The 20094-nt window shown below is 63.1% G+C and carries 19 protein-coding genes; 5 read left to right on the plus strand and 14 right to left on the minus strand.

Going from position 1 to position 20094, the window contains the following annotated elements:
* Positions 1 to 10 precede the first annotated feature (10 nt).
* The 3 genes from N5C28_RS19165 to N5C28_RS19175 all read left to right on the plus strand — a co-directional run bounded on the left by N5C28_RS19165 (position 11) and on the right by N5C28_RS19175 (position 4148).
* Positions 11 to 526, plus strand: coding sequence for a sigma-70 family RNA polymerase sigma factor (locus tag N5C28_RS19165; RefSeq protein WP_279824783.1), 516 nt, complete (start codon positions 11 to 13; stop codon positions 524 to 526).
* Positions 513 to 1466, plus strand: a complete 954-nt coding sequence (locus N5C28_RS19170) for a FecR domain-containing protein (RefSeq protein WP_279824784.1) — start codon at positions 513 to 515, stop codon at positions 1464 to 1466. Before N5C28_RS19165 ends, N5C28_RS19170 begins: the two co-directional genes overlap by 14 nt.
* Before the next feature lie 234 nt (positions 1467 to 1700).
* Complete coding sequence (locus N5C28_RS19175; RefSeq protein ID WP_279824785.1) at positions 1701 to 4148, plus strand: TonB-dependent siderophore receptor; 2448 nt, start codon at positions 1701 to 1703, stop codon at positions 4146 to 4148.
* A gap of 49 nt (positions 4149 to 4197) precedes the next feature.
* On the opposite strand, the gene N5C28_RS19180 is transcribed toward N5C28_RS19175, so the two are convergent.
* Complete coding sequence (locus tag N5C28_RS19180; RefSeq protein ID WP_279824787.1) at positions 4198 to 4605, minus strand: DUF6491 family protein; 408 nt, start codon at positions 4603 to 4605, stop codon at positions 4198 to 4200.
* A gap of 176 nt (positions 4606 to 4781) precedes the next feature.
* Between N5C28_RS19180 and N5C28_RS19185 the strand changes: the two genes are divergently transcribed.
* Positions 4782 to 6026 carry a mechanosensitive ion channel family protein gene (locus N5C28_RS19185; protein ID WP_279824788.1) on the plus strand — a complete coding sequence of 415 codons (1245 nt, stop codon included), beginning with the start codon at positions 4782 to 4784 and terminating at the stop codon, positions 6024 to 6026.
* A gap of 320 nt (positions 6027 to 6346) precedes the next feature.
* A complete protein-coding gene (leuA, locus tag N5C28_RS19190; protein WP_279824789.1) occupies positions 6347 to 8017 on the plus strand; it encodes a 2-isopropylmalate synthase in 1671 nt (556 codons plus the stop codon).
* A gap of 87 nt (positions 8018 to 8104) precedes the next feature.
* On the opposite strand, the gene N5C28_RS19195 is transcribed toward leuA, so the two are convergent.
* From N5C28_RS19195 to iscX, 13 genes are all read right to left on the minus strand, one after another.
* Complete coding sequence (locus tag N5C28_RS19195) at positions 8105 to 8470, minus strand: helix-turn-helix domain-containing protein (RefSeq protein ID WP_279824790.1); 366 nt, start codon at positions 8468 to 8470, stop codon at positions 8105 to 8107.
* Between the two features lie 70 nt (positions 8471 to 8540).
* Entirely contained in the window at positions 8541 to 9332 is a 792-nt protein-coding gene (locus N5C28_RS19200; RefSeq protein WP_279824792.1) for an amidohydrolase, read from the minus strand.
* Positions 9320 to 10468 (minus strand): pyridoxal phosphate-dependent aminotransferase, encoded by a 1149-nt coding sequence (locus N5C28_RS19205; protein WP_279824794.1) that lies wholly within the window; start codon positions 10466 to 10468, stop codon positions 9320 to 9322. Before N5C28_RS19205 ends, N5C28_RS19200 begins: the two co-directional genes overlap by 13 nt.
* A gap of 95 nt (positions 10469 to 10563) precedes the next feature.
* Positions 10564 to 12039, minus strand: a complete 1476-nt coding sequence (gene der, locus N5C28_RS19210; RefSeq protein WP_279824795.1) for a ribosome biogenesis GTPase Der — start codon at positions 12037 to 12039, stop codon at positions 10564 to 10566.
* Between the two features lie 126 nt (positions 12040 to 12165).
* The gene (gene bamB, locus N5C28_RS19215) at positions 12166 to 13305 is read right to left on the minus strand and encodes an outer membrane protein assembly factor BamB (RefSeq protein ID WP_279824796.1); all 1140 of its coding nucleotides are present in this window, start codon (positions 13303 to 13305) and stop codon (positions 12166 to 12168) included.
* Between the two features lie 4 nt (positions 13306 to 13309).
* Positions 13310 to 13954, minus strand: coding sequence for a tetratricopeptide repeat protein (locus tag N5C28_RS19220; protein WP_279824798.1), 645 nt, complete (start codon positions 13952 to 13954; stop codon positions 13310 to 13312).
* 37 nt (positions 13955 to 13991) lie between these two features.
* Positions 13992 to 15281, minus strand: a complete 1290-nt coding sequence (gene hisS / locus N5C28_RS19225) for a histidine--tRNA ligase (protein ID WP_279824799.1) — start codon at positions 15279 to 15281, stop codon at positions 13992 to 13994.
* A gap of 34 nt (positions 15282 to 15315) precedes the next feature.
* On the minus strand, positions 15316 to 16428 hold the full coding sequence (gene ispG, locus N5C28_RS19230) for a flavodoxin-dependent (E)-4-hydroxy-3-methylbut-2-enyl-diphosphate synthase (RefSeq protein WP_279824800.1): 1113 nt from the start codon (positions 16426 to 16428) through the stop codon (positions 15316 to 15318).
* A gap of 3 nt (positions 16429 to 16431) precedes the next feature.
* Entirely contained in the window at positions 16432 to 17412 is a 981-nt protein-coding gene (locus tag N5C28_RS19235; protein WP_279824802.1) for a helix-turn-helix domain-containing protein, read from the minus strand.
* Positions 17412 to 18170 (minus strand): type IV pilus biogenesis/stability protein PilW, encoded by a 759-nt coding sequence (gene pilW, locus N5C28_RS19240; protein ID WP_279824804.1) that lies wholly within the window; start codon positions 18168 to 18170, stop codon positions 17412 to 17414. Before pilW ends, N5C28_RS19235 begins: the two co-directional genes overlap by 1 nt.
* 13 nt (positions 18171 to 18183) lie before the next feature.
* Positions 18184 to 19332: a 23S rRNA (adenine(2503)-C(2))-methyltransferase RlmN gene (rlmN, locus tag N5C28_RS19245; protein ID WP_279824805.1), complete on the minus strand. Its 1149-nt coding sequence runs from the start codon at positions 19330 to 19332 to the stop codon at positions 18184 to 18186.
* A gap of 24 nt (positions 19333 to 19356) precedes the next feature.
* Entirely contained in the window at positions 19357 to 19788 is a 432-nt protein-coding gene (gene ndk, locus N5C28_RS19250; protein WP_279824807.1) for a nucleoside-diphosphate kinase, read from the minus strand.
* Positions 19789 to 19884: 96 nt separating this feature from the next.
* Complete coding sequence (iscX, locus tag N5C28_RS19255; RefSeq protein ID WP_279824808.1) at positions 19885 to 20085, minus strand: Fe-S cluster assembly protein IscX; 201 nt, start codon at positions 20083 to 20085, stop codon at positions 19885 to 19887.
* Positions 20086 to 20094: the final 9 nt, after the last annotated feature.

Consider the following 20094-nt stretch of genomic DNA (forward strand, 5'->3'; position numbering starts at 1 on the left):
TCAGAGCCCCATGCCCAGCGACAACAGCGCCCTGAACAAGGGTATCGACCAGCTGTACCAGGATCATCACGCCTGGCTCAGTAACTGGCTCAATCGCCGCGTCGGCTGTCGAGACCATGCGGCAGACCTTGCCCAGGATGTCTTCATGCGCCTGCTGAAGAGCCGTGAATCCACGATGCTCTCGCAACCGCGCGCCTACCTCAGCAGCATTGCCCGGGGGCTGATGATCGACCAGTACCGGCGCAAGGCACTGGAGCAGGCCTACCTGGAAAGCATCGCGCACCTGGAGCACAACCTGGTGCCCTCCCAGGAAGAGCGCCTGGTGCTGCTCGAAGCCCTGGAACGCCTCGATCAGTTGCTCGACCGCCTGCCTGCACGGGTCCGCCAGGCATTTCTCTACGCCCAGCTCGACGGCCTGACCTGCCCGCAGATCGCGGAAAAACTCGGTGTATCCCGCGCCACTGTCGAACGCGACCTGGCCAAGGCCCTGCACGCCTGCTACCGGCAACGCTATGCCGACGCCTGACGCCCGAGCGGTGGAACAGGCTATCGACTGGCTGGTGCGCCTGCGCTTCAACCACAGCGATGACGCCACACGCCAGGCCTTCGAGCAGTGGCTCGAGATGCGCCCGGAAAACGCACAGGCCTGGTTGCGCGTCACCTCCCTGGGCGACGAGTTCTCCCATTTGCCCCCCGGCCTGGCACAGTCGACGCTCAGCGGAGCCCGGCAACGCATCAGTCGGCGCCAGAGCCTCAAGCTGATGGGCACCTTTCTGGCAGTCGGCAGCCTCGCCTGGGTCGGCCGCGACCAGATGCCAGCCACCGGCCTGCTCGCCGACTACCGCTCCGGCACCGGGGAGCGCCGCGATGTCCGTCTGGAAGACGGCACCCAGGTGCGCCTCAACAGCAACAGTGCGTTCGATGCGAGCTTCGACGCCGACCGCCGGGTGATCGAACTGCAGCGGGGCGACCTGCTGATCGAGCCTGGCAACGATGCAGGGTTCGAAACACCTCGCCCGCTCTGGGTGCGCACGCGCAACGGCGACCTGCTCGCCCACAGCAAGCGCTTCATGGTCCGCGAGGAAGACGGCAAGACCCTGCTGGCCGTCGACCAGGGCTACCTGACGGTGCTGGGCTCCAATCCGCCCCTCGGCATCCAGGGCGGTCAGCAGGCGCAATTGCTCGCGGGCACCCTGCAACCCGACACCCCGACCGGGCTCGACCCCTGGGGCTGGACCGACGGTGTGATCAGCGCCCGGGACATGCGCCTGGATGCCTTCCTCGCCGAACTGGCCCGCCATCGCCCCGGCCTGCTGGTCTGCCGGGACGACGTCATGGACCTGCGCGTGTCCGGCACCTACCAGTTGGCCGATACCGATCAGGTGCTGAGCCTGCTGTCGCTCACCTTGCCCGTGCGCCTGGAATACCGCAGCCGGTATTGGGTGACGGTGAGCGCCAAGGCCTGACCTGCCGGGCCGTATCGGCCCCTACGCGTGCCTCCTGTTTGTCACACGCGCAGCCATAGGGCCGTCATGGGCCATGGATTGCGCAGGCATCTTCATTAAAAGAGAAAATAATTGAGGGGATTTCTCATTCGTATTCGACCTGTAGGGAAAGGCCGGCGAACAGGCCCACGCCCACATTCCCCATCGGAGCATTTACAGGTAATGAGAATTCACCAGAACGCTGCAAGAACCCCCTTGAGTCGCGCCATTCGCGGTGCCCTGCTGGGGTTGAGTGTGGCGGGCAGCCTATTGCCGAGTATCGTCCTGGCCCAGGAAACCAGCACTGTCAGCCAGACCCGCGACTGGAACATCCCGGCAGGCCCGCTGAGCAGCGCACTGGATAGCTTCGCCCGGCAGGCGGGGATCAGCCTGTCGTACGCCTCCACCGACACCGCGAACAAAGCCTCGCCAGGCGTCCAGGGCAATTTCGACACCTATCAGGCCTTGAGCCGCCTGCTGCAAGGCAGTGGCCTGCAAGCCATGCAACAGACCGCCAACAGCTACCTGCTGACGCCCCAGGTCACGACCAATGGCGCACTGGAGCTGGGCGCGACCAGCGTGACCGCCCAGGGCCTGGGTGGCGTGACCGAAGGCAGCCGCTCCTATACCACCGGCGCGGTGAGCATCGGCAAGACGCCGCAATCGCTGCGCCGCACCCCACAGTCGGTGACCGTGCTCACCGAGCAGCGCATGAAGGACCAGAACCTCACCAACCTGAAGCAGATGCTGCAACAGACCCCGGGCGTGGTGGTGGATCAGACCGACAGCGAGCGGGTTACCTACTACTCGCGCGGTTACCAGATCGACGCCCTGCAGTTCGACGGCTCGACCATCAACGTCGACTGGCGCAGCGGCAATTTCATCCAGCCCGACGTCGCCACCCTCGACCATGTGGAAGTGCTGCGCGGTGCCAGCGGCATGCTGCGCGGCTCCGGCAACCCATCCGGCACGGTGAACATGGTGCGCAAGCGCCCGACCCGCGACTTCCACGGCTCGGCCAGCTACACCCTGGGCTCGTGGGACGCCAACCGCTACGTGGCCGACCTCTCCGGCCCGCTGGTGGAAGGTGGCGCCATTCGCGGCCGGATCATCGCCGTGCACGATGACAAGGACTTCTTCCAGGACGCCCGCATGGAGCGCAAGAACGTGCTCTACACCGTGCTGTCCGCTGATCTGAGCGACAGCACTACGCTGACCGGTGGGCTGGAGTACAGCGAGGTAGACGCCACGGGTGCCTGGGGTAACCTGCCAGCCGACTTCGATGGCTCGCCGCTACCCTTTTCCCGAGACACTTTTCTGGGCCCCAACTGGGCACGCTGGGACCGCACCAACACCCATGCTTTCGCCGAACTGGATCATGTCTTCGACAATGGCTGGAACCTCAAGCTGAGCGCCAACCGTAGTCGCCTCGCCTACAAGGATCATGGGTTTCAGCAGACCTCCCTGGCGAGACCAGTCGCGCCCTACTCCAGCCCTTATTTGTGGGATGTCAGTTACAACTACAGTGACGGCGGCGGCAGAACCAACTACAGCAACGTCGGTGCGGTATTGGATGGCGCTTTCAACCTGCTGGGTCGCGAACATCACCTTACCATGGGCGCAGAATGGAATGAGGCAGATGCGATTGGCATCGAGTCGGTATGGGGTTACTCGGCATATGCCGTGGATATCCGCAACTGGAACCCATCTAACGTCAGCAAGACGCCGATAACCCTGGCAGCCAACCCCCAAGCTCATACAATCACCACCCAAAAGGCCGCCTTCGCCACCTGGAATATCTCCCTCGCTGACCCGCTAACCGCCATTCTTGGTGCACGTTTGAACTGGTATGACTTTGACAACCAAGTCAGTGCCATCGGCGACTACAAGGTGACACGCGAGGTGGTGCCGTACGCAGCTCTGATCTACGACCTCACCGAAGAAATCAGCGCCTACACCAGCTACACCGAGATATTCGCTCCGCAAACCAGCTACGACAGCTCCGGCTCGCTGCTCGATCCGATGACCGGCGAAGTCTATGAACTTGGCCTCAAGGGCGAGTTCTACGAGGGGCGTCTGAATAGCTCCATCGCGCTGTTCCGCACCAATCTGGTCGGCAAAGGCCTGCAGGACGCCAGCGCGATCAAAGAGCGCTGCCTGCCCAACAACGCGCTGGGCTCCTGCATGACGGCGTCGGGAAAAAGCCGCAGCGAAGGCGTGGAACTGGAAATTTCCGGCGAAGTGCTGCCGGGCTGGCAGGTGGGCGGGGGGTATACCTACACCACCACTGAATATCTGAAAGATACCGCGGCCCTCCAGGGCAACGTCCTGCGTACTACCGATCCTAAGCACCTGCTGCGTCTGTTCACTACCTACCGTCTGCCTGGCGCCTACTCGGCGTGGACCGTAGGCGGAGGCGTGCAGGCCCAAAGCGATATCTACGCCACCGGCACCTACGGCGGCCGCAGCACAAGAGCTGAACAAGGTGGATACGCGGTCTACAACGCCATGCTCGGCTACCGGTTTGATGAGCACTACTCGCTGCAGCTCAACGCCAATAACCTGTTCGACAAGTACTACTACGAGAAAATTGGCGCTACCGGTGTGAACTACTACTACGGCGAGCCCCGCAACTTCGCCCTGACCCTGCGCGGCGAGTTCTGATCGCCATGCCCTGAATCCCCGTGCGCTGCACGGGGATTTCCCCTTTGCCTCAAGTGCCCGACCGGGGCACCTTTTCCAGCCGGTGGATCGTCTCTATCAGGCAGTACTCCGGAAAACCACTGCCGTCCGTGGACACGACCCGGTCCAGGCGCGTCAGCACCCCCACCGTCGTGCTGAATCCTAGGGTATTGCTGAAGCTCAGGTTGCGGCAGGGTCGCGAGAAGGTCAGCAGGTAGGAACGACCCGGGCCATGCCCTACCACGATGTGCTGCTTGTCCAGGTACTGCCAGCCGTCGATATCGAAGCGCTGCACGGACTCCACCGCCTCCGCCTGGCGATAGCCAAGCCGGGACAGGTGCTCGTCCAGTGGCAGGCCTTCATCCCGCGCAGGGGAATGCCCGCAGGCACTGAGCACTGTGGCCAGGCACAGCGCGCTGCCATATCTCGCCCAGGTCATGAATAAGCCCTCGCCGATGGTTATCTCGCCGCTGAGCATGGCGTCCGCCCCGAATGTAACCAAAGGTGCACGATGGCCTGCTTGTCGACCGTGTTTGTTATGGTACGCACCCCGTCGAGACCGGCCCCGACCGTCCACTCTCGGCGGCAGCTGTCATGAAGCAAGCGAGGATCGCCATGAAAGAACAGTACATCGCCACGGTGGAGTGGCTGGAAAACTACCCTGAGCTGCACACGCTGATCAGCCTCAGCCTGCTGATACTGGGGGCCTGGCTCGCCAACTGGATCGTCAAGCGCATCCTGGTGCGCGGCATCTACCGGGCATTGAAATCGACCAGCGTCGGCCAGGACAAGATCCTCTCCGACTCCCACGTGGTCGCCCGCCTGGCCAATATCGTCCCGGCGCTGATCCTGGCCAGCGGCATCAAGGTGGTGCCGCACCTGCCGGCCGCCGTGGTCACCGTGGTGGAAAACGTCTGCAGCGCCTTCATCATCCTCACCATTGCCCTGGCCATTGGCGGCGTGCTGAACCTGATCAACGCCCTGTACCAGCGCCGCCCGAACGCGCACCTGAAGCCGATCAAGGGCTACATCCAGGTCGTGACCATCGTCATCTACGCGATCGCCGCCATTCTCATGGTCGCCGCCCTGATCGACCGCTCGCCGCTGATCCTGCTCTCCGGCCTGGGCGCCATGGCCGCGGTACTGATGCTGATCTTCCAGGACACCCTGCTATCGCTGGTGGCCAGCGTCCAGATTTCCTCCAGCGACATCATCCGCGTCGGTGACTGGATCGAGATGCCGCAGCTCAATGCCGACGGCGACGTGATCGACATCGCCCTGCACACGGTCAAGGTGCAGAACTGGGACAAGACCATCACCACCATCCCGACCAAACGCTTCATCAGCGACCCTTTCAAGAACTGGCGCGGCATGCAGGAGTCAGGCGGCCGTCGGATCAAGCGCAGCCTGTACCTGGACCAGACCAGTGTGCGCTTCCTCAGCCCGGACGAAATCGCCCACCTGCAGCGCTTCCTGCTGCTCGGCCAGTACCTGAGCAACAAACAGAGCGAATTGCTGAGCTGGAACGCCGAGCTGGCGGAGGCGGCCCAGGAGCCGGCCAACACCCGCCGAGTGACCAATATCGGAACCTTCCGGGCGTACGTGGAGCACTACTTGCGCCAGCATCCGGGGATCAACCAGAACATGACGCAGATCGTACGCCAGCTGCAGCCCACCGCTGATGGCCTGCCCATGGAGCTCTACTGCTTCACCAACACCGTGGCCTGGGTGCCTTATGAAGGCTATCAATCGGACATTTTCGACCACTTGCTGGCGATCCTTCCGGAATTCGGCCTGCGCGTGTTCCAGCACCCGAGCGGCGCCGACATGCGCGAGCTGAAAAACACGACCAGCGCCTGACCTGTCGCCACCGCCTGGGCGCCTGCCATGCGCCCAGGCGGCATCTCCCGCAATATCCAGCAAGCCTGAACGCTAGCAGCGCTATAAAATTGCCACATATCGGCAATCACGCGTTTAATCACCAATTTCAAGACAATGCTTGCCAGCTTTAGCCTCCATGGTTAGGGTTGACCCCATGAACGCTACACATACCCTCATTCTGCTGCGGCAACACGCCAATCTCTGCCTGGTCGCTCAACGACTGCGTAGCTGACGCGCCCCTCCGTCATTGCCGATTCAGCCTGGCCCATCCGCGGCCGCCGCCCCATCAAGGATTTACCATGAGCATGCTCAAAGACCCGTCGAAAAAGTACCGTCCGTTCACCCAGATCCAGATTCCGGATCGCACCTGGCCCGACCAGGTCATCGACAAGGCACCGATCTGGCTGTCCACCGACCTGCGTGACGGCAACCAGTCGCTGATCGAGCCTATGGATGCCGAGAAGAAGATGCGCTTCTTCAAATGCCTGGTTCAGGTTGGCCTGAAGGAAATCGAAGTGGGCTTCCCGTCCGCCTCGCAGACCGATTTCGACTTCGTCCGCGAGCTGATCGAGGGCGGCCACATTCCTGACGACGTCACCATCCAGGTCCTGACCCAGGCCCGTGACGACCTCATCGAGCGCACCTTCGAATCCCTCAAGGGCGCCAAGAAGGCCATCGTCCACTACTACAACGCCTGCGCCCCGAGCTTCCGCAAGATCGTCTTCAACCAGGACAAGGCCGGCGTCAAAGCCATCGCCGTGGCTGCCGGCACCACCATCAAGCGCCTGGCCGACGCCGCGCCGGAAACCCAGTGGGGCTTCGAGTATTCGCCGGAAGTGTTCAGCAGCACTGAAATCGACTTCGCCGTCGAGGTGTGCAACGCCGTGATCGACGTGTTCCAGCCGACCCCGGCGAACCCGCTGATCCTCAACCTGCCGGCGACCATCGAGTGCGCCACGCCGAACAACTACGCCGACCAGATCGAGTGGTTCGGCCGTCACGTCGACAAGCGCGACAGCGTGCTGATCAGCGTGCACACCCATAACGACCGTGGCACCGGCGTCGCCGCCTCCGAACTGGCCGTGATGGCGGGTGCGGATCGCGTCGAGGGCTGCCTGTTCGGCAACGGCGAGCGCACCGGCAACGTCTGCCTGGTGACCCTGGCCCTGAACCTCTACACCCAGGGCGTCGACCCGGAACTGGACTTCTCCGACATCGACGCCGTGCGCAAGGTGGTCGAGGACTGCAACCAGATCCCCGTACACCCGCGCCATCCGTACGTGGGCGACCTGGTCCACACCGCTTTCTCCGGCTCGCACCAGGACGCCATCCGCAAGGGCTTCGCCCAGCAGAAGGCAGACGCCCTCTGGGAAGTGCCGTACCTGCCGATCGACCCGGCCGATATCGGTCGCGACTACGAGGCCGTGATCCGCGTCAACAGCCAGTCCGGCAAGGGCGGCATCACCTTCCTGCTGGAGCAGGAATACGGTATCGCCCTGCCCCGCCGCATGCAGATCGAGTTCAGCCAAGTGGTGCAGAAGGAAACCGACCGCCTCGGCCTGGAAATGACCGCCTCGCAGATCTACAAGCTGCTCGACAGCGAGTACCTGCAGGCGACCGCACCCTATGCCCTCAAAAGCCATCGCCTGCAGGAAGAAAACGGTACCAGCGCGGTCGATGTAGAAGTCATCGAGAACGGTGAGGCGCAGCACTGGCGCGGCATCGGCAAAGGTCCGCTGGAAGCCCTGGTCGCCGGCCTGCCGGTCTCGGTAGAGATCATGGACTATTCCGAACATGCCATCGGTGCCGGCACCAACGCCAAGGCCGCGGCCTACATCGAGCTGCGCGTCAACGGCGGCCGTGCTCTGCATGGTGTGGGGATCGACGAGAACCTGACCACCGCCAGCTTCCGTGCCCTGTTCAGCGCCCTGAACCGCGCCCTCAGCGAGGCCGATGCTCAGGCCGCCTGAGCGTCGTGAGCTGTGAAAAACCCGCCGATTGGCGGGTTTTTCATGGGTGATCCATAGGAATCGACGGGCTTCAGGCCGAACAACCGATCAGCACTGTTGCTGCCAGTGGCTGCGCCCCCAGACACACATGGCATCCAGCACCGGCTTCAGGGTCGCACCGTGCTCGGTGATGCTGTACTCCACCCGCGGCGGCACTTCGGCGAACACCTTGCGATGGACCACACCCGCGCGCTCCAGCTCTCGGAGCTGCTGGGTCAGCATTTTCTCGGTGATGTCCGGCACCAGACGCCTGAGCTCGGAGAAACGCAGCGGGCCATCCATCAGGTGATAAGCCAACAGCGACTTCCACTTGCCGCCAATCACCGCCAGGGTGACTTCGACCGGCGTGTTGTAGACCTTGCTGCCATCGACCAGACGCTGCTCGTCGTTGGCCGGGACTGTCAGTTCACTCATAGGGGTTACTCAGGGGTAAGTGACCCTCGATATCGTACGTACGGGTCCGCTGGATTGCCAGTCATCGACGTCAGGTCAGGTCGAAACCATCCGCATCCCTGTAAGCGGGAAAGCGTTCACGGTAGGCGGCCAGCTCCGCCGCCTTGAGCGTCGCACGGAATACGCCGTCCTCGGCACCAGCGTGCAGCAACGGCTCGCCCTGGAAATCCAGCACCTGGGAATCACCGCTGTAAGCATGCCCCTTGCCGTCCTGCCCCACGCGGTTCACCGCCGCGACGTAGCACAGGTTCTCGATGGCCCGGGCCGGCAACAGGCGCTGCCAATGCAGGCGGCGTGCGGCCGGCCAGTTGGCGGTGTAGAGCAGCAGGTCGGTGTTCAGCGCATCGCGGCTCCAGACCGGAAAGCGCAGGTCGTAGCAGATCAGCGGACGCACCTGCCACCCGTTCAACTCGAGCAGCACCTGCTCCTCCCCCGCCGCGTAGTGCTTGTGTTCACCGGCCATGCGGAACAGGTGGCGCTTGTCGTAATGCGCCAGGCTGCCGTCCGGCCGCGCCCACAGCAGGCGGTTGCGGTACGAGCCGTCCGCCGCCCGGATGATCAGGCTGCCGGTGATCACCGCCTGCAGGCGTGCGGCCTGAGCCTGCAGCCAGTGCACGCTGGGGCCGTCTTCCGGCTCGGCCAGTTCGGCGGAATCCATGGAGAAGCCGGTGCTGAACATCTCGGGCAACACGATCAGATCAGCACCCCGGGCCTGCTCCAGCAAGGCGGCGAAGTGTGCCTGGTTGGCCTGCGGATCGTGCCAGGCCAGCGTGGTCTGGATCAGCGCCAGTTCGAGGTCGGGCAAAGCGGTCAGATCGCGCATAGTTTCTCCGCCGCCTGACGCAGGGTCTCCTCGCGCTTGGCGAAGCAGAAGCGCACCAGGCGCAGGTCCTTGGGCGCCTGCTGGTAGAACACCGACACCGGGATGGTGGCCACGCCATGCTCACGGGTCAGCCACTCCGACATCGCCACATCATCCAGGTCGTCGCGGATGGCCGAATAGTCGGCCAGCTGGAAGTAGGTACCGGCCGCCCGGGTGAAGCGGAAACGCGATTCCGCCAGCAGGTCGCAGAACAGGTCGCGCTTGGCCTGGTAGAAACCGGGAAGCTCGTGCACATACTCGGGGTGCTCGGCCATGTAGTCGGCCAGGGCCCATTGCAGCGGGGTCACGCCGCAGAAGCTGACGTACTGGTGCACCTTGCGCATTTCCGCGGTCAGCGCCGGCGGCGCGACCACGTAGCCGGTTTTCCAGCCCGTGACGTGATAAGTCTTGCCGAAGGAGCTGACCACGAACGCCTGTTGGTACAGCTCGTCATGGGCCAGGATGCTGGCGTGCTGCACACCGTCGAAGACCAGGTGCTCGTACACCTCGTCGCTGATCAGGTAGATGCCGCGCCCACGAATCAGCGCGGCCAGTTGATCCAGCTCGGCGCGGGAAATCAGTGCGCCACTCGGGTTGTGCGGGCTGTTGAGAATGATCAGACGAGTCTTCGCGGTGAGCGCATCGCTCAGACGTTGCCAATCGATGGAGAAATCCGGCAGAGCCAGCGGCACATGCACGCAGCGCCCACCGGCCAGCTCCACCGAGGGCTCGTAGCTGTCGTAGCAGGGATCGAAGACGATGACTTCATCGCCCGGGTGGATCAGCGTCTGGACCGCGCAGAAAATCCCTTGGGTCGCGCCGGGTACGATGGTGACTTCACTGTCCGGGCTGACGGTCCGCCCGTAGCTTCGGGCGATCTTCGCGGCGACCTGCTCGCGCAGCGCCGGCAGACCGGTCATCGGGGCGTACTGGTTATGCCCGGCACTGATGTGCCGGCCGACGGCATCACGCAGGGCCTGGGGGCCGTCGAAGTCCGGGAACCCCTGGGACAGGTTGAGCGCGCCAGTTTCCACGGCGAGCTGGGACATGCGGGTAAAGATCGTAGTGCCGACGTTCGGGAGTTTGCTCTGGATCATCACTGTATTCCGTAGGGCGGGTACAACCCGCCAGATACCGGGTCAGCGGGCCACGCCCGCCCTACGCAACTGCACGCCTGTCGCGGCCCTCGCCGCTACTTGCGCTTGTCCTTGCGCTTCTTCTCGGCCTTCTTGTGGTGGCTCATCAGGCGGCGTTTCTTGTTCACCTGACGGTCGGTGAGGGTGTTCTTCTTGTCTTCATAGGGGTTCTCGCCCCCCTTGTACTCGATGCGGATCGGCGTACCGACCAACTTGAGCACGCGGCGGTAGGTGTTTTCCAGGTAGCGCGAATACGCCCGTGGAACGGCATCGACCTGGTTGCCGTGGATCACGATCAGCGGCGGGTTGGCGCCACCCAGGTGGGCGTAGCGCAGCTTGATGCGACGGCCGTTGACCAGCGGCGGCTGGTGCTCCTGCACCGCGTCCTCGAGGATCTGTGTCAGGCGGCTGGTCGGCCAGCGGGTGATCGCCGACTTGAAGGAGGCCTGCACCGACTTGTACAGATGCCCCACGCCCGTGCCATGCAACGCCGAGATGAAGTGGATATCGGCGAAGTCGACGAAGAACAGCCGGCGTTGCAGCTCGGTCTTCACGTAGTCGCGCTCGCTCGGCTCCATGCCGTCCCACTTGTTCAGCGCGATCACCAGGGCGCGGCCGCTCTCCAGGACGAACCCGAGCAGGTTGAGGTCGTGGTCGACCACCCCTTCCCGGGCATCCATGACGAACACCACGACGTTCGAGTCCTGGATCGCCTGGAGGGTTTTCACCACGGAGAACTTTTCCACGGCCTCGAAGATCTTGCCGCGGCGGCGCACACCGGCGGTGTCGATCAGGGTGTACTTCTCGTCGTCACGCTCGAACGGGATGTAGATGCTGTCGCGGGTGGTGCCCGCCTGGTCATAGACGATGACCCGGTCTTCACCCAGCATGCGGTTGACCAGGGTCGACTTGCCCACGTTGGGGCGGCCGATGATCGCCAGCTTGATGCCGTCCTTTTCGCTCGGCCCGGGGATGCGCTTGGCCTCCTCGCCTTCGGCGACCTCTTCGCTCTCCTCGCCCTCTTCCAGCTCACCGGCGTCCTTGGGGAAATCGCCCAGCACGGCTTCGAGCATCTGGGTGATGCCGCGGCCGTGGGCACCGGCGATCGGCAATGCCTCGCCCATGCCCAGGGGGCTGAATTCAGCGCGGGCCAGATCGGGATCCAGATTGTCGACCTTGTTGACGATCAGGAAGCTGCGCTTGTTGCGCTTGCGCAGGTGCTCGCCAATCATCTGGTCCGAAGCCGACAGGCCGGCCCGGGCGTCCACCAGGAACAGCACGGCATCGGCCTCTTCGATCGCCTGCAGCGACTGCTCGGCCATCTTCGCATCGATGCCTTCTTCATCACCGGAGATCCCGCCGGTATCGATGACGATATAGGTGCGCCCTTGCCACTTGGCCTCGCCGTACTGGCGATCACGGGTGAGGCCCGAGAGGTCGCCGACGATGGCGTCGCGGGTCCTGGTCAAGCGGTTGAACAGGGTGGATTTGCCGACGTTGGGACGGCCCACCAGGGCAATTACGGGAACCATCAGGCTCTCCACTTCGTTAATTCAGAAAATACAAAGGCCGCTGCAGGGGCAGCGGCCGGAATTCACAGCACGAACCGGGCGACTGCACAGCCTCGCTGTGCAGCATAGCCAAGCGCGTCAGCGGCGTTACTTGATGGTCAACGCAACCAGCTTGCCACCGTTACCGAATGCATACAGCCAGTCACCCACGACCACCGGACGGGCGCGCAGGCCGTTACGGTCGATGCGTTCGCGGCCGACGAAACGACCGTCCACCTGGCTGATCAGGTGCAGATACCCTTCCAGGTCGCCGAACGCCACGTAGCTGGAAAACACTTCCGGTGCCGAGAGTTGACGACGCGCCAGAGCTTCGTTGCTCCACAGGGCGGAGGCCGAGCGCTCGTCGATGCCTTCGACGGTGCCGCTGGCCAGGCTCACGTAGACGTTACCGAACCCCTGGGCCACGCCCACCGAGCTGGACGCCTCGCGCTGCCACAGCACCCGGCCACTTTCCATGTCCAGCGCCGCAACGCGGCCCTGGTAGCTGACCACGTACAGGGTGCCACCGGACAGCAGCAGGCCGCCGTCGATGTCCACCACGCGATCCAGCTCGGAACGGCCTTGCGGAATGGCGACACGCTGTTCCCAGATCGGAATGCCACGCTGGGCGTCCAGGGCGATGACCTTGCCCGTGGAGAGACCGGCGATGGCCAGGCGGTTGGTCAGGACCGGGCTACCGGTACCACGCAGGGTCAGGACCGCCGGCGTGTTCTCGAAGATCCAGCGCTGGTCGCCGGTGTCGGCATCCAGGGCGATCAGGCGATCGTCCTGGGTCTGGACCAGCACGATGTCACCGTTGACGGCTGGCGGCGCCAGCACCTCGCTGGTGACCCGGGAACGCCACTTTTCCTCACCGGAGCTGGCGTCCAGGGCAATCACTTCGCCTTTCAGGGTACCCAGCAGCACCAGGCCGTAGCCCGCGCCGACCGCACCGGAAACCGGTGCCTCCAGGTCCTGCTTCCAGATGACCTTGCCGGTCATGCGGTCCAGGGCCATGACCAGGCCTTCGACGTCTGCGGCATAGATCTCATCGCCATCGACCGCTGGGGCCAGCATGTTGAAGGTTTCGCCCTGGCCTTCGCCGATCGAACGGCTCCACTCTTCCTGCAGCACCACTTCTTCTTCGAAGTCAGGCAGCTCGGCGGGTGGAAGTTCCTTCTTACTGTTGCTGCTGCAACCCACGACCAGGACGGCCAGGGCCAGCAGTGCGGCATTCTTCCAACGCATCACGTCACGCTTCCCCTTTCGCCAGGTCGTCGAGCTTCATCTGCAGACCACCCACCGCTGCCTCTTCGGACAATGCCGCCTTGGCCTTGGTGTACGCCGCGTGCGCATCGTCGCTGCGGCCGAGCTGCACCAGCAAATCGCCTTTCAATTCTTCACGGCTGGCCAGGAAGGCCTGGTCGGCATCGCCGTCGAGCAGCTTCAGGGCATCCTCGACCTTGTCCTGGGCAGCCAGGACGCGGGCCAGACGCTGACGCGCCAGCTCGGCCAGGGTGTCATCCGCGGGCTTGTCGACGATGGTGCGCAGTTCGGTCGCCGCGTCATCCAGCTGGCCCGCCTCGATCGCGACTTTCGCGACGAACAGGCTGCCGTACTGGGCGTAGTGCGTACCGCCGAAATCGCTCTTGAGCGTATTGGCCAGTTCAGCGACCTTGGCGGCATCCGGCTGGCCATTCGGCGCCAGCGCGGCTTCCAGCAGCTGCTGATAGACCACCGAAGCGCTCTGGGACTGATTGACCTGGTACTTCTGCCAGCCCTGCCAGCCGAACACCACGATCAGCGCGACAATGGCACCGGCCAGCAACGGCTTGCCGTTGCGCTGCCACCAGTCCTTGATTACCGCCAGCTCTTCATCATCGGTACGCGAAACCACCCCAATACTCCTATTCGCTAAATCGCTTAACAGCCTGTCAGGCCTGCGCAGTGCAGGTCGCCAGATACTCAGTCAGAGCATCCCAGGCGATGCTTTGTTGTTCACCCTGGTCCCGCAGCGGCTTGCAACCTACCACTTGCTGGGCCAATTCGTCTTCCCCGAGAACCAGGGCATACAGCGCACCGCTCTTGTCGGCTTTTTTCAGTTGGCTCTTGAAGCTGCCGGCCCCGGTATTCACCTGCAGGCGCAAGCCAGGCAGTTGATCACGCAGCCGCTCCGCCAGCGCCAGGGCTGCCAGCTCGGCAGGCTCGCCGAAGGCACACAGGTACACATCGACCTGACGTGCAATTTCAGCCGGCACTTTACCTAAGGTTTCGATCAGCAGCACCAACCGTTCGATGCCCATGGCGAAACCGACGCCTGGTGTGGGCTTGCCACCCATCTGCTCGACCAGGCCGTCGTAGCGTCCACCGGCGCAGACGGTGCCCTGGGCACCCAGCTGATCGGTGACCCATTCGAATACGGTCTTGCTGTAGTAATCCAGGCCCCGCACCAGCTTGGGGTTGATCACATAAGGCACGCCGGCGGCATCCAGGCGAGCCTTCAGCCCTTCGAAATGCACACGGGAAGCGTCATCCAGGTAGTCCGCCAGCTTCGGCGCATCGACCAGCAGGGCCTGGGTCTCGGGCACCTTGCTGTCGAGTACGCGCAGCGGGTTACTGGTCAGGCGGCGACGGCTGTCTTCGTCGAGCTGCTCGGCGCGGGCCGACAGGTAGGTCACCAGGGCCTCGCGGTAGACCGCGCGTGCTTCGCTGGTGCCCAGGCTGTTGAGCTCGAGGGTTATGGCATTGCGGATGCCCAGCAGGCCCCACAGGCGCCAGGTCAGGATGATCAGTTCGGCATCGATGTCCGGACCGTCGATGTTGAACGCTTCCACGCCGATCTGGTGGAACTGGCGATAGCGGCCCTTCTGCGGGCGCTCGTGGCGGAACATCGGACCGATGTACCACAGTTTCTGGGTCTGGCCGCCCCCGGCGAGGCCATGCTCGAGCACCGCACGAACGCAGGCCGCGGTCCCTTCCGGACGCAGGGTGAGGGAGTCACCGTTGCGGTCGGCGAAGGTGTACATCTCTTTTTCGACGATGTCCGTCACTTCGCCGATGGAGCGCTTGAAGAGCTCGGTGAACTCGACGATCGGCATGCGGATCTGCCGATAGCCGTAGCCGTCCAGCAGGCTGGCGACCTGACCTTCGAAGTAACGCCAGAGCGGGGTCTGCTCAGGCAGGATGTCGTTCATGCCACGGATGGCTTGCAGGGACTTGCTCAATTCTATTCCTTAGCGGTTCTGGTTCGCGGGCGCATCAGCCACGTACGATGACGGCTGCATCCGCGGCGACCTTCTCGGCCGCCTTCTGGCGAATGAGCTTTTCCAGCTCGTCCACCAGGTTTTCGTTGTTCATTTTCTGGGCCGGCTTGCCGTCGATGTAGATCAGGTTGTTCGGCGTGCCGCCAGTGAGGCCGATGTGGGCCTCCTTCGCTTCGCCCGGCCCGTTGACCACGCAGCCGATCACGGCCACGTCCAGCGGAACCAGCAGGTCTTCGACCCGGGTTTCCAGCTCGTTCATGGTCTTGACCACATCGAAGTTCTGCCGCGAGCAGCTCGGGCAGGCGATGAAGTTGATGCCACGGGAACGCAGGCGCAAGGACTTGAGGATGTCGAAGCCCACCTTGATCTCTTCGACGGGGTCCGCCGCCAGCGAGATGCGGATGGTATCGCCGATACCATCGGCCAGCAGCATACCCAAGCCAACCGCAGACTTCACCGTTCCCGAACGCAGGCCGCCGGCTTCAGTGATACCCAGGTGCAGCGGCTGTTCGATCTGCTTGGCCAGCAGCCGGTAGGCTTCGACGGCCATGAACACATCGGAGGCCTTCACGCTGACCTTGAAATCCGGGAAATTCAGACGATCCAGGTGCTCCACGTGGCGCAGCGCCGACTCGACCAGCGCCTCCGGTGTGGGCTCGCCGTACTTCTTCTGCAGGTCCTTTTCCAGCGAACCGGCGTTGACGCCGATGCGGATCGGAATGTTCTTCTCGCGGGCGGCCTCGACCACCGCACGAACACGGTCTTCCCGGCCGATATTGCCCGGGTTGATGCGCAGGCAATCGACGCCCAGCTGGGCGACACGCAGGGCGATCTGGTAGTCGAAGTGGATATCGGCCACCAGCGGTACCTGAACCTGCTGCTTGATCTTGCCGAAGGCTTCGGCGGCGTCCATGTCCGGCACGGAAACACGCACAATGTCCGCGCCGGCGTCTTGCAGGCGACGGATCTGCGCCACGGTAGCCGCCACATCGTTGGTGTCGGTGTTGGTCATGCTCTGCACCGCGATTGGCGCATCACCGCCAACCGGCACCGAGCCGACCCAGATCTTGCGTGACAGACGTCGCTTGATCGGTGATTCGCAATGCATGTCTTACTGCCCCAGATTCAAGCGTGCGGTTTCGCCACTGATGAACGGCGTGACATCCACCGCCTGCCCGTTGAAGGTCACCTGAGCACCGCGGGCGAAGCCCAGGCGCAGTTCGAGCGGTGCCTTGCCGACCACTTCGATGCTGTCGCCCGCGCGCTTCAGCGCACTGAACACGACCTTGCCGTTGCCATCCTTGACCTGGGTCCAGCAATCGGCGGTGAAATTGACTCGAATGATGCCCTCCCCCGCCGCAGCGACAGGGGCTTCGCTCGGTGCCGGGGCGGGAGCAGGCGCTACCGCGGCCGGGGCTGCCGGAGCGGGTTCGGCAGGCGCAGCCGGTGCTTCTGCCGCGACAGGCGCATCAGTGGACGGCGCGGCAGCAACGGGCTCTTCGACACCCTCCACCTGCGCCGCCTCGGCAGGCACTTCGGGCAGATTCAATTCGGTTTCGTTCTGTGCGGCAGCGACGGCCTGGTCTTCGGGCTCGTCCAGGGTATGAATCTGCGTGGTGCCGTCCGCCCCTTCGACTTCGACATGGGCAATCGGGCCGGATGACGTGTCCGCACGCTGATCGGCCTGTTCCTGCCACCAGTAGAAACCCACCACGGCCAAGGCCAGCAGCAAGGCAAAGCTGACGAAACGCAGAATGCGCTGCGAGTAGCTCACCGGCTCCTCGATGCGGCCCAGGCTCTGTACGTGGCTACCGATCGCATCGCTGCCGGTGAATTGGTCGAATTCCATGACCAGGCGCGCCTGATCGATGTCCAGCAGTTTGGCGTAGGCCCGGATATAGCCGCGTGCGAAGGTATTACCTGGCAGCTTGTCGAACGCGCCGGCCTCGATCTGGCTCAGGCGTTGCGGCGTCAGGTTCAGCTGCGCCGCCACTTCGGCGATGCTCAGGTTCTTGCTTTCGCGGGCCTTGCGCAGAGACTCGCCCGGATTGACACGGGGAGTTGCTACAACTTCAGGATGAGCCGCTTTCATCATTGCTCCGACAGGTATTGCTGATATTCCGGCGTACCGGGATAAAGACGTTTCAATTGCAGACCGAGGCTGGCAGCCCTGTCACGGTCATCGAAAATCGTGGCCAGGCGCGTGCCCAGCAGCAGGCTGCGAGCATTCTGTGCGCTGATCTGGCTGTAACTGTCGTAGTAGTTACGCGCCGGCACGTACTGCTTGTCCTCGTAGGACATGACAGCCATCTCGAGTAGTGCACGTGGCTGGCGGCTGTTCAGGCGTAGCGAACGCTCGAAGTAGGTCTTGGCTTCCTCGCGCTTGTTGAGCATCACCAGGGTCATGCCCAGGTTCTCGAACACGCGGGAGCGCTCGGGGTAGAGGTTATCCTTGGCCGCTTGCCGGTAGCGCTCCTCGGCTTCCTGGTAGCGTTTCTGCTCGTAGAGGAAGCCGCCGTAGTTGTTCAGCAGGCGCGCATCATCGGGGCGCTGGGACAGGGCGCGGCGGAAATGCTGGTCCGCCAGTTCCGACTCCATTTCCATCTGGAATACCATGGCGAGGGCCACGTGCGCATCGGCGCTGGAAGAATCGAGCTCCAGTGCCTTTCTCAACGGCACCTTGGCGCGCTCGCTGGCGCCTTGCTGCAGATACCCGATTCCCAACTGAATGTACGCATCACGTGCATCGTTACGCCCTTTTTCAGTTCTCATCGGATCGACATCACCGGTCGAGACACAACCGGTCAACAGGCTGGCGATTAGCAAGAACAGCGCAGGGCGCAGGGTCATGGGTATCCTCCCTTCAATTTCTGTTAGCGGCGGAACGTGGCGTATCGGCCTCGCTGCTCAGTTCACGTACGGCTATGTAGCGCTCGCTACGGCGGGTGCGGTCCATCACCTGGCCGACAAGCTGCCCACAAGCGGCATCGATGTCTTCGCCGCGCGTGGTGCGCACGGTGACATTGTGCCCGGCTTTGTGCAGCAGATCCTGGAAACGACGTATCGCGTTATTACTGGGGCGCTCATACCCGGAGTGGGGGAACGGATTAAACGGGATCAGGTTGATCTTGCAAGGCACATCACGCAGAAGTGCGATCATCTCCTCAGCATGTTCCGGCTTATCGTTCACATCCTTGAGCAGGGTGTATTCGATGGTCAGCACACGTTTCTCGCCGAGGCGCAAAACGTAGCGCTTGCAGGCCGCCAGCAGCATGTCCAGCGGGTATTTCTTGTTGATCGGCACCAGCTGGTTGCGCAGCGCGTCGTTCGGCGCGTGCAACGACAGGGCCAGCGACACGTCGATGACCTCCGCCAGCTTGTCGATCATGGGCACGACGCCCGAGGTGGACAACGTCACCTTGCGCTTGGAGATGCCATAGCCCAGGTCGTCCATCATGATTTTCATGGCGGCGACGACGTTGTCGAAGTTCAGCAGCGGCTCGCCCATGCCCATCATCACCACGTTGGTGATGGCACGGTCGATTTTGGCCGGCACGGTGCCGAACGACTTGTTGGCGATCCACACCTGGCCGATCACCTCGGCAGCACTCAGGTCACTGTTGAACCCTTGCTTGCCAGTCGAGCAGAAACTGCAATCCAGCGCACAGCCGGCCTGCGAGGAGACACACAGGGTGCCCCGCGAGCCCTGGGGGATGTACACGGTTTCCACACAACTGCCTGACGCCACCCGCACTACCCACTTGCGCGTGCCATCAGTGGAAATGTCTTCGCTGACCACTTCAGGGCCGCGAATGATGGCAGAGGCCTTGAGCTTCTCGCGCAAGGCCTTGCCGACGTTGCTCATGGCATCGAAATCGTCGATGCCGAAGTGGTGAATCCACTTCATGACCTGTCCGGCACGGAAGCGTTTCTCCCCGATGCTCTCGAAGAACTGCTCCATTTCTGCCTGGGTCAGACCCAACAGATTGATTTTGCCGGTAGCGTCACTCATGGCTTCACCCTCGCAACATTCGCCTTAGCGAATACGCGCGCACACTTCGGTGGAAGCGAAGAAGTAAGCGATTTCGCGAGCAGCCGAGGCTTCGGAATCGGAACCGTGTACGGCGTTTTCGTCGATGGAAACGGCGAAGTCAGCACGGATGGTGCCGGCAGCCGCTTCTTTCGGGTTGGTAGCGCCCATCAGCTCACGGTTCTTCAGGATCGCGTCTTCACCTTCCAGAACCTGGACGATGACCGGACCGGAAGTCATGAACGCAACCAGGTCCTTGAAGAAGCCACGCTCGCTGTGCTCGGCGTAGAAGCCGGCAGCTTCGCGCTCGGACAGCTGAACCATTTTCGACGCCACGACGCGCAGACCGGCTTTTTCAAAACGGGTCACGATCTCACCGATCACGTTTTTGGCAACGGCATCCGGCTTGATGATGGAGAAAGTACGTTGAACAGCCATGTGGAACTCCAGAAACAATTGAGTAAAGCGAAAAATTAAACCCGCGAATCATACGCGGGTTCTGGTTAAAAGCGTAGGTGCGCCGCGTGGCGCGCCTCAGTCGGCTTCTTCGATCCAGGCGGCCTGAATGGCCTCCAGGACCTTCTCGCCGCCACGCTGGGGATCGTCGGAAAACTCCGGCAGCGCCAGCACCCAACGGTGCAGATCGACGAAATTCACATAGCGCGGATCCACCTCCGGCTTGCTGTCGGCAAGCTGGATCGCGATTTCAAGGACATCCACCCACTTCAGACCCATGACGACTCC

This window comes from Pseudomonas sp. GD03944, assembly GCF_029839275.1.
Lineage (GTDB): Bacteria > Pseudomonadota > Gammaproteobacteria > Pseudomonadales > Pseudomonadaceae > Aquipseudomonas.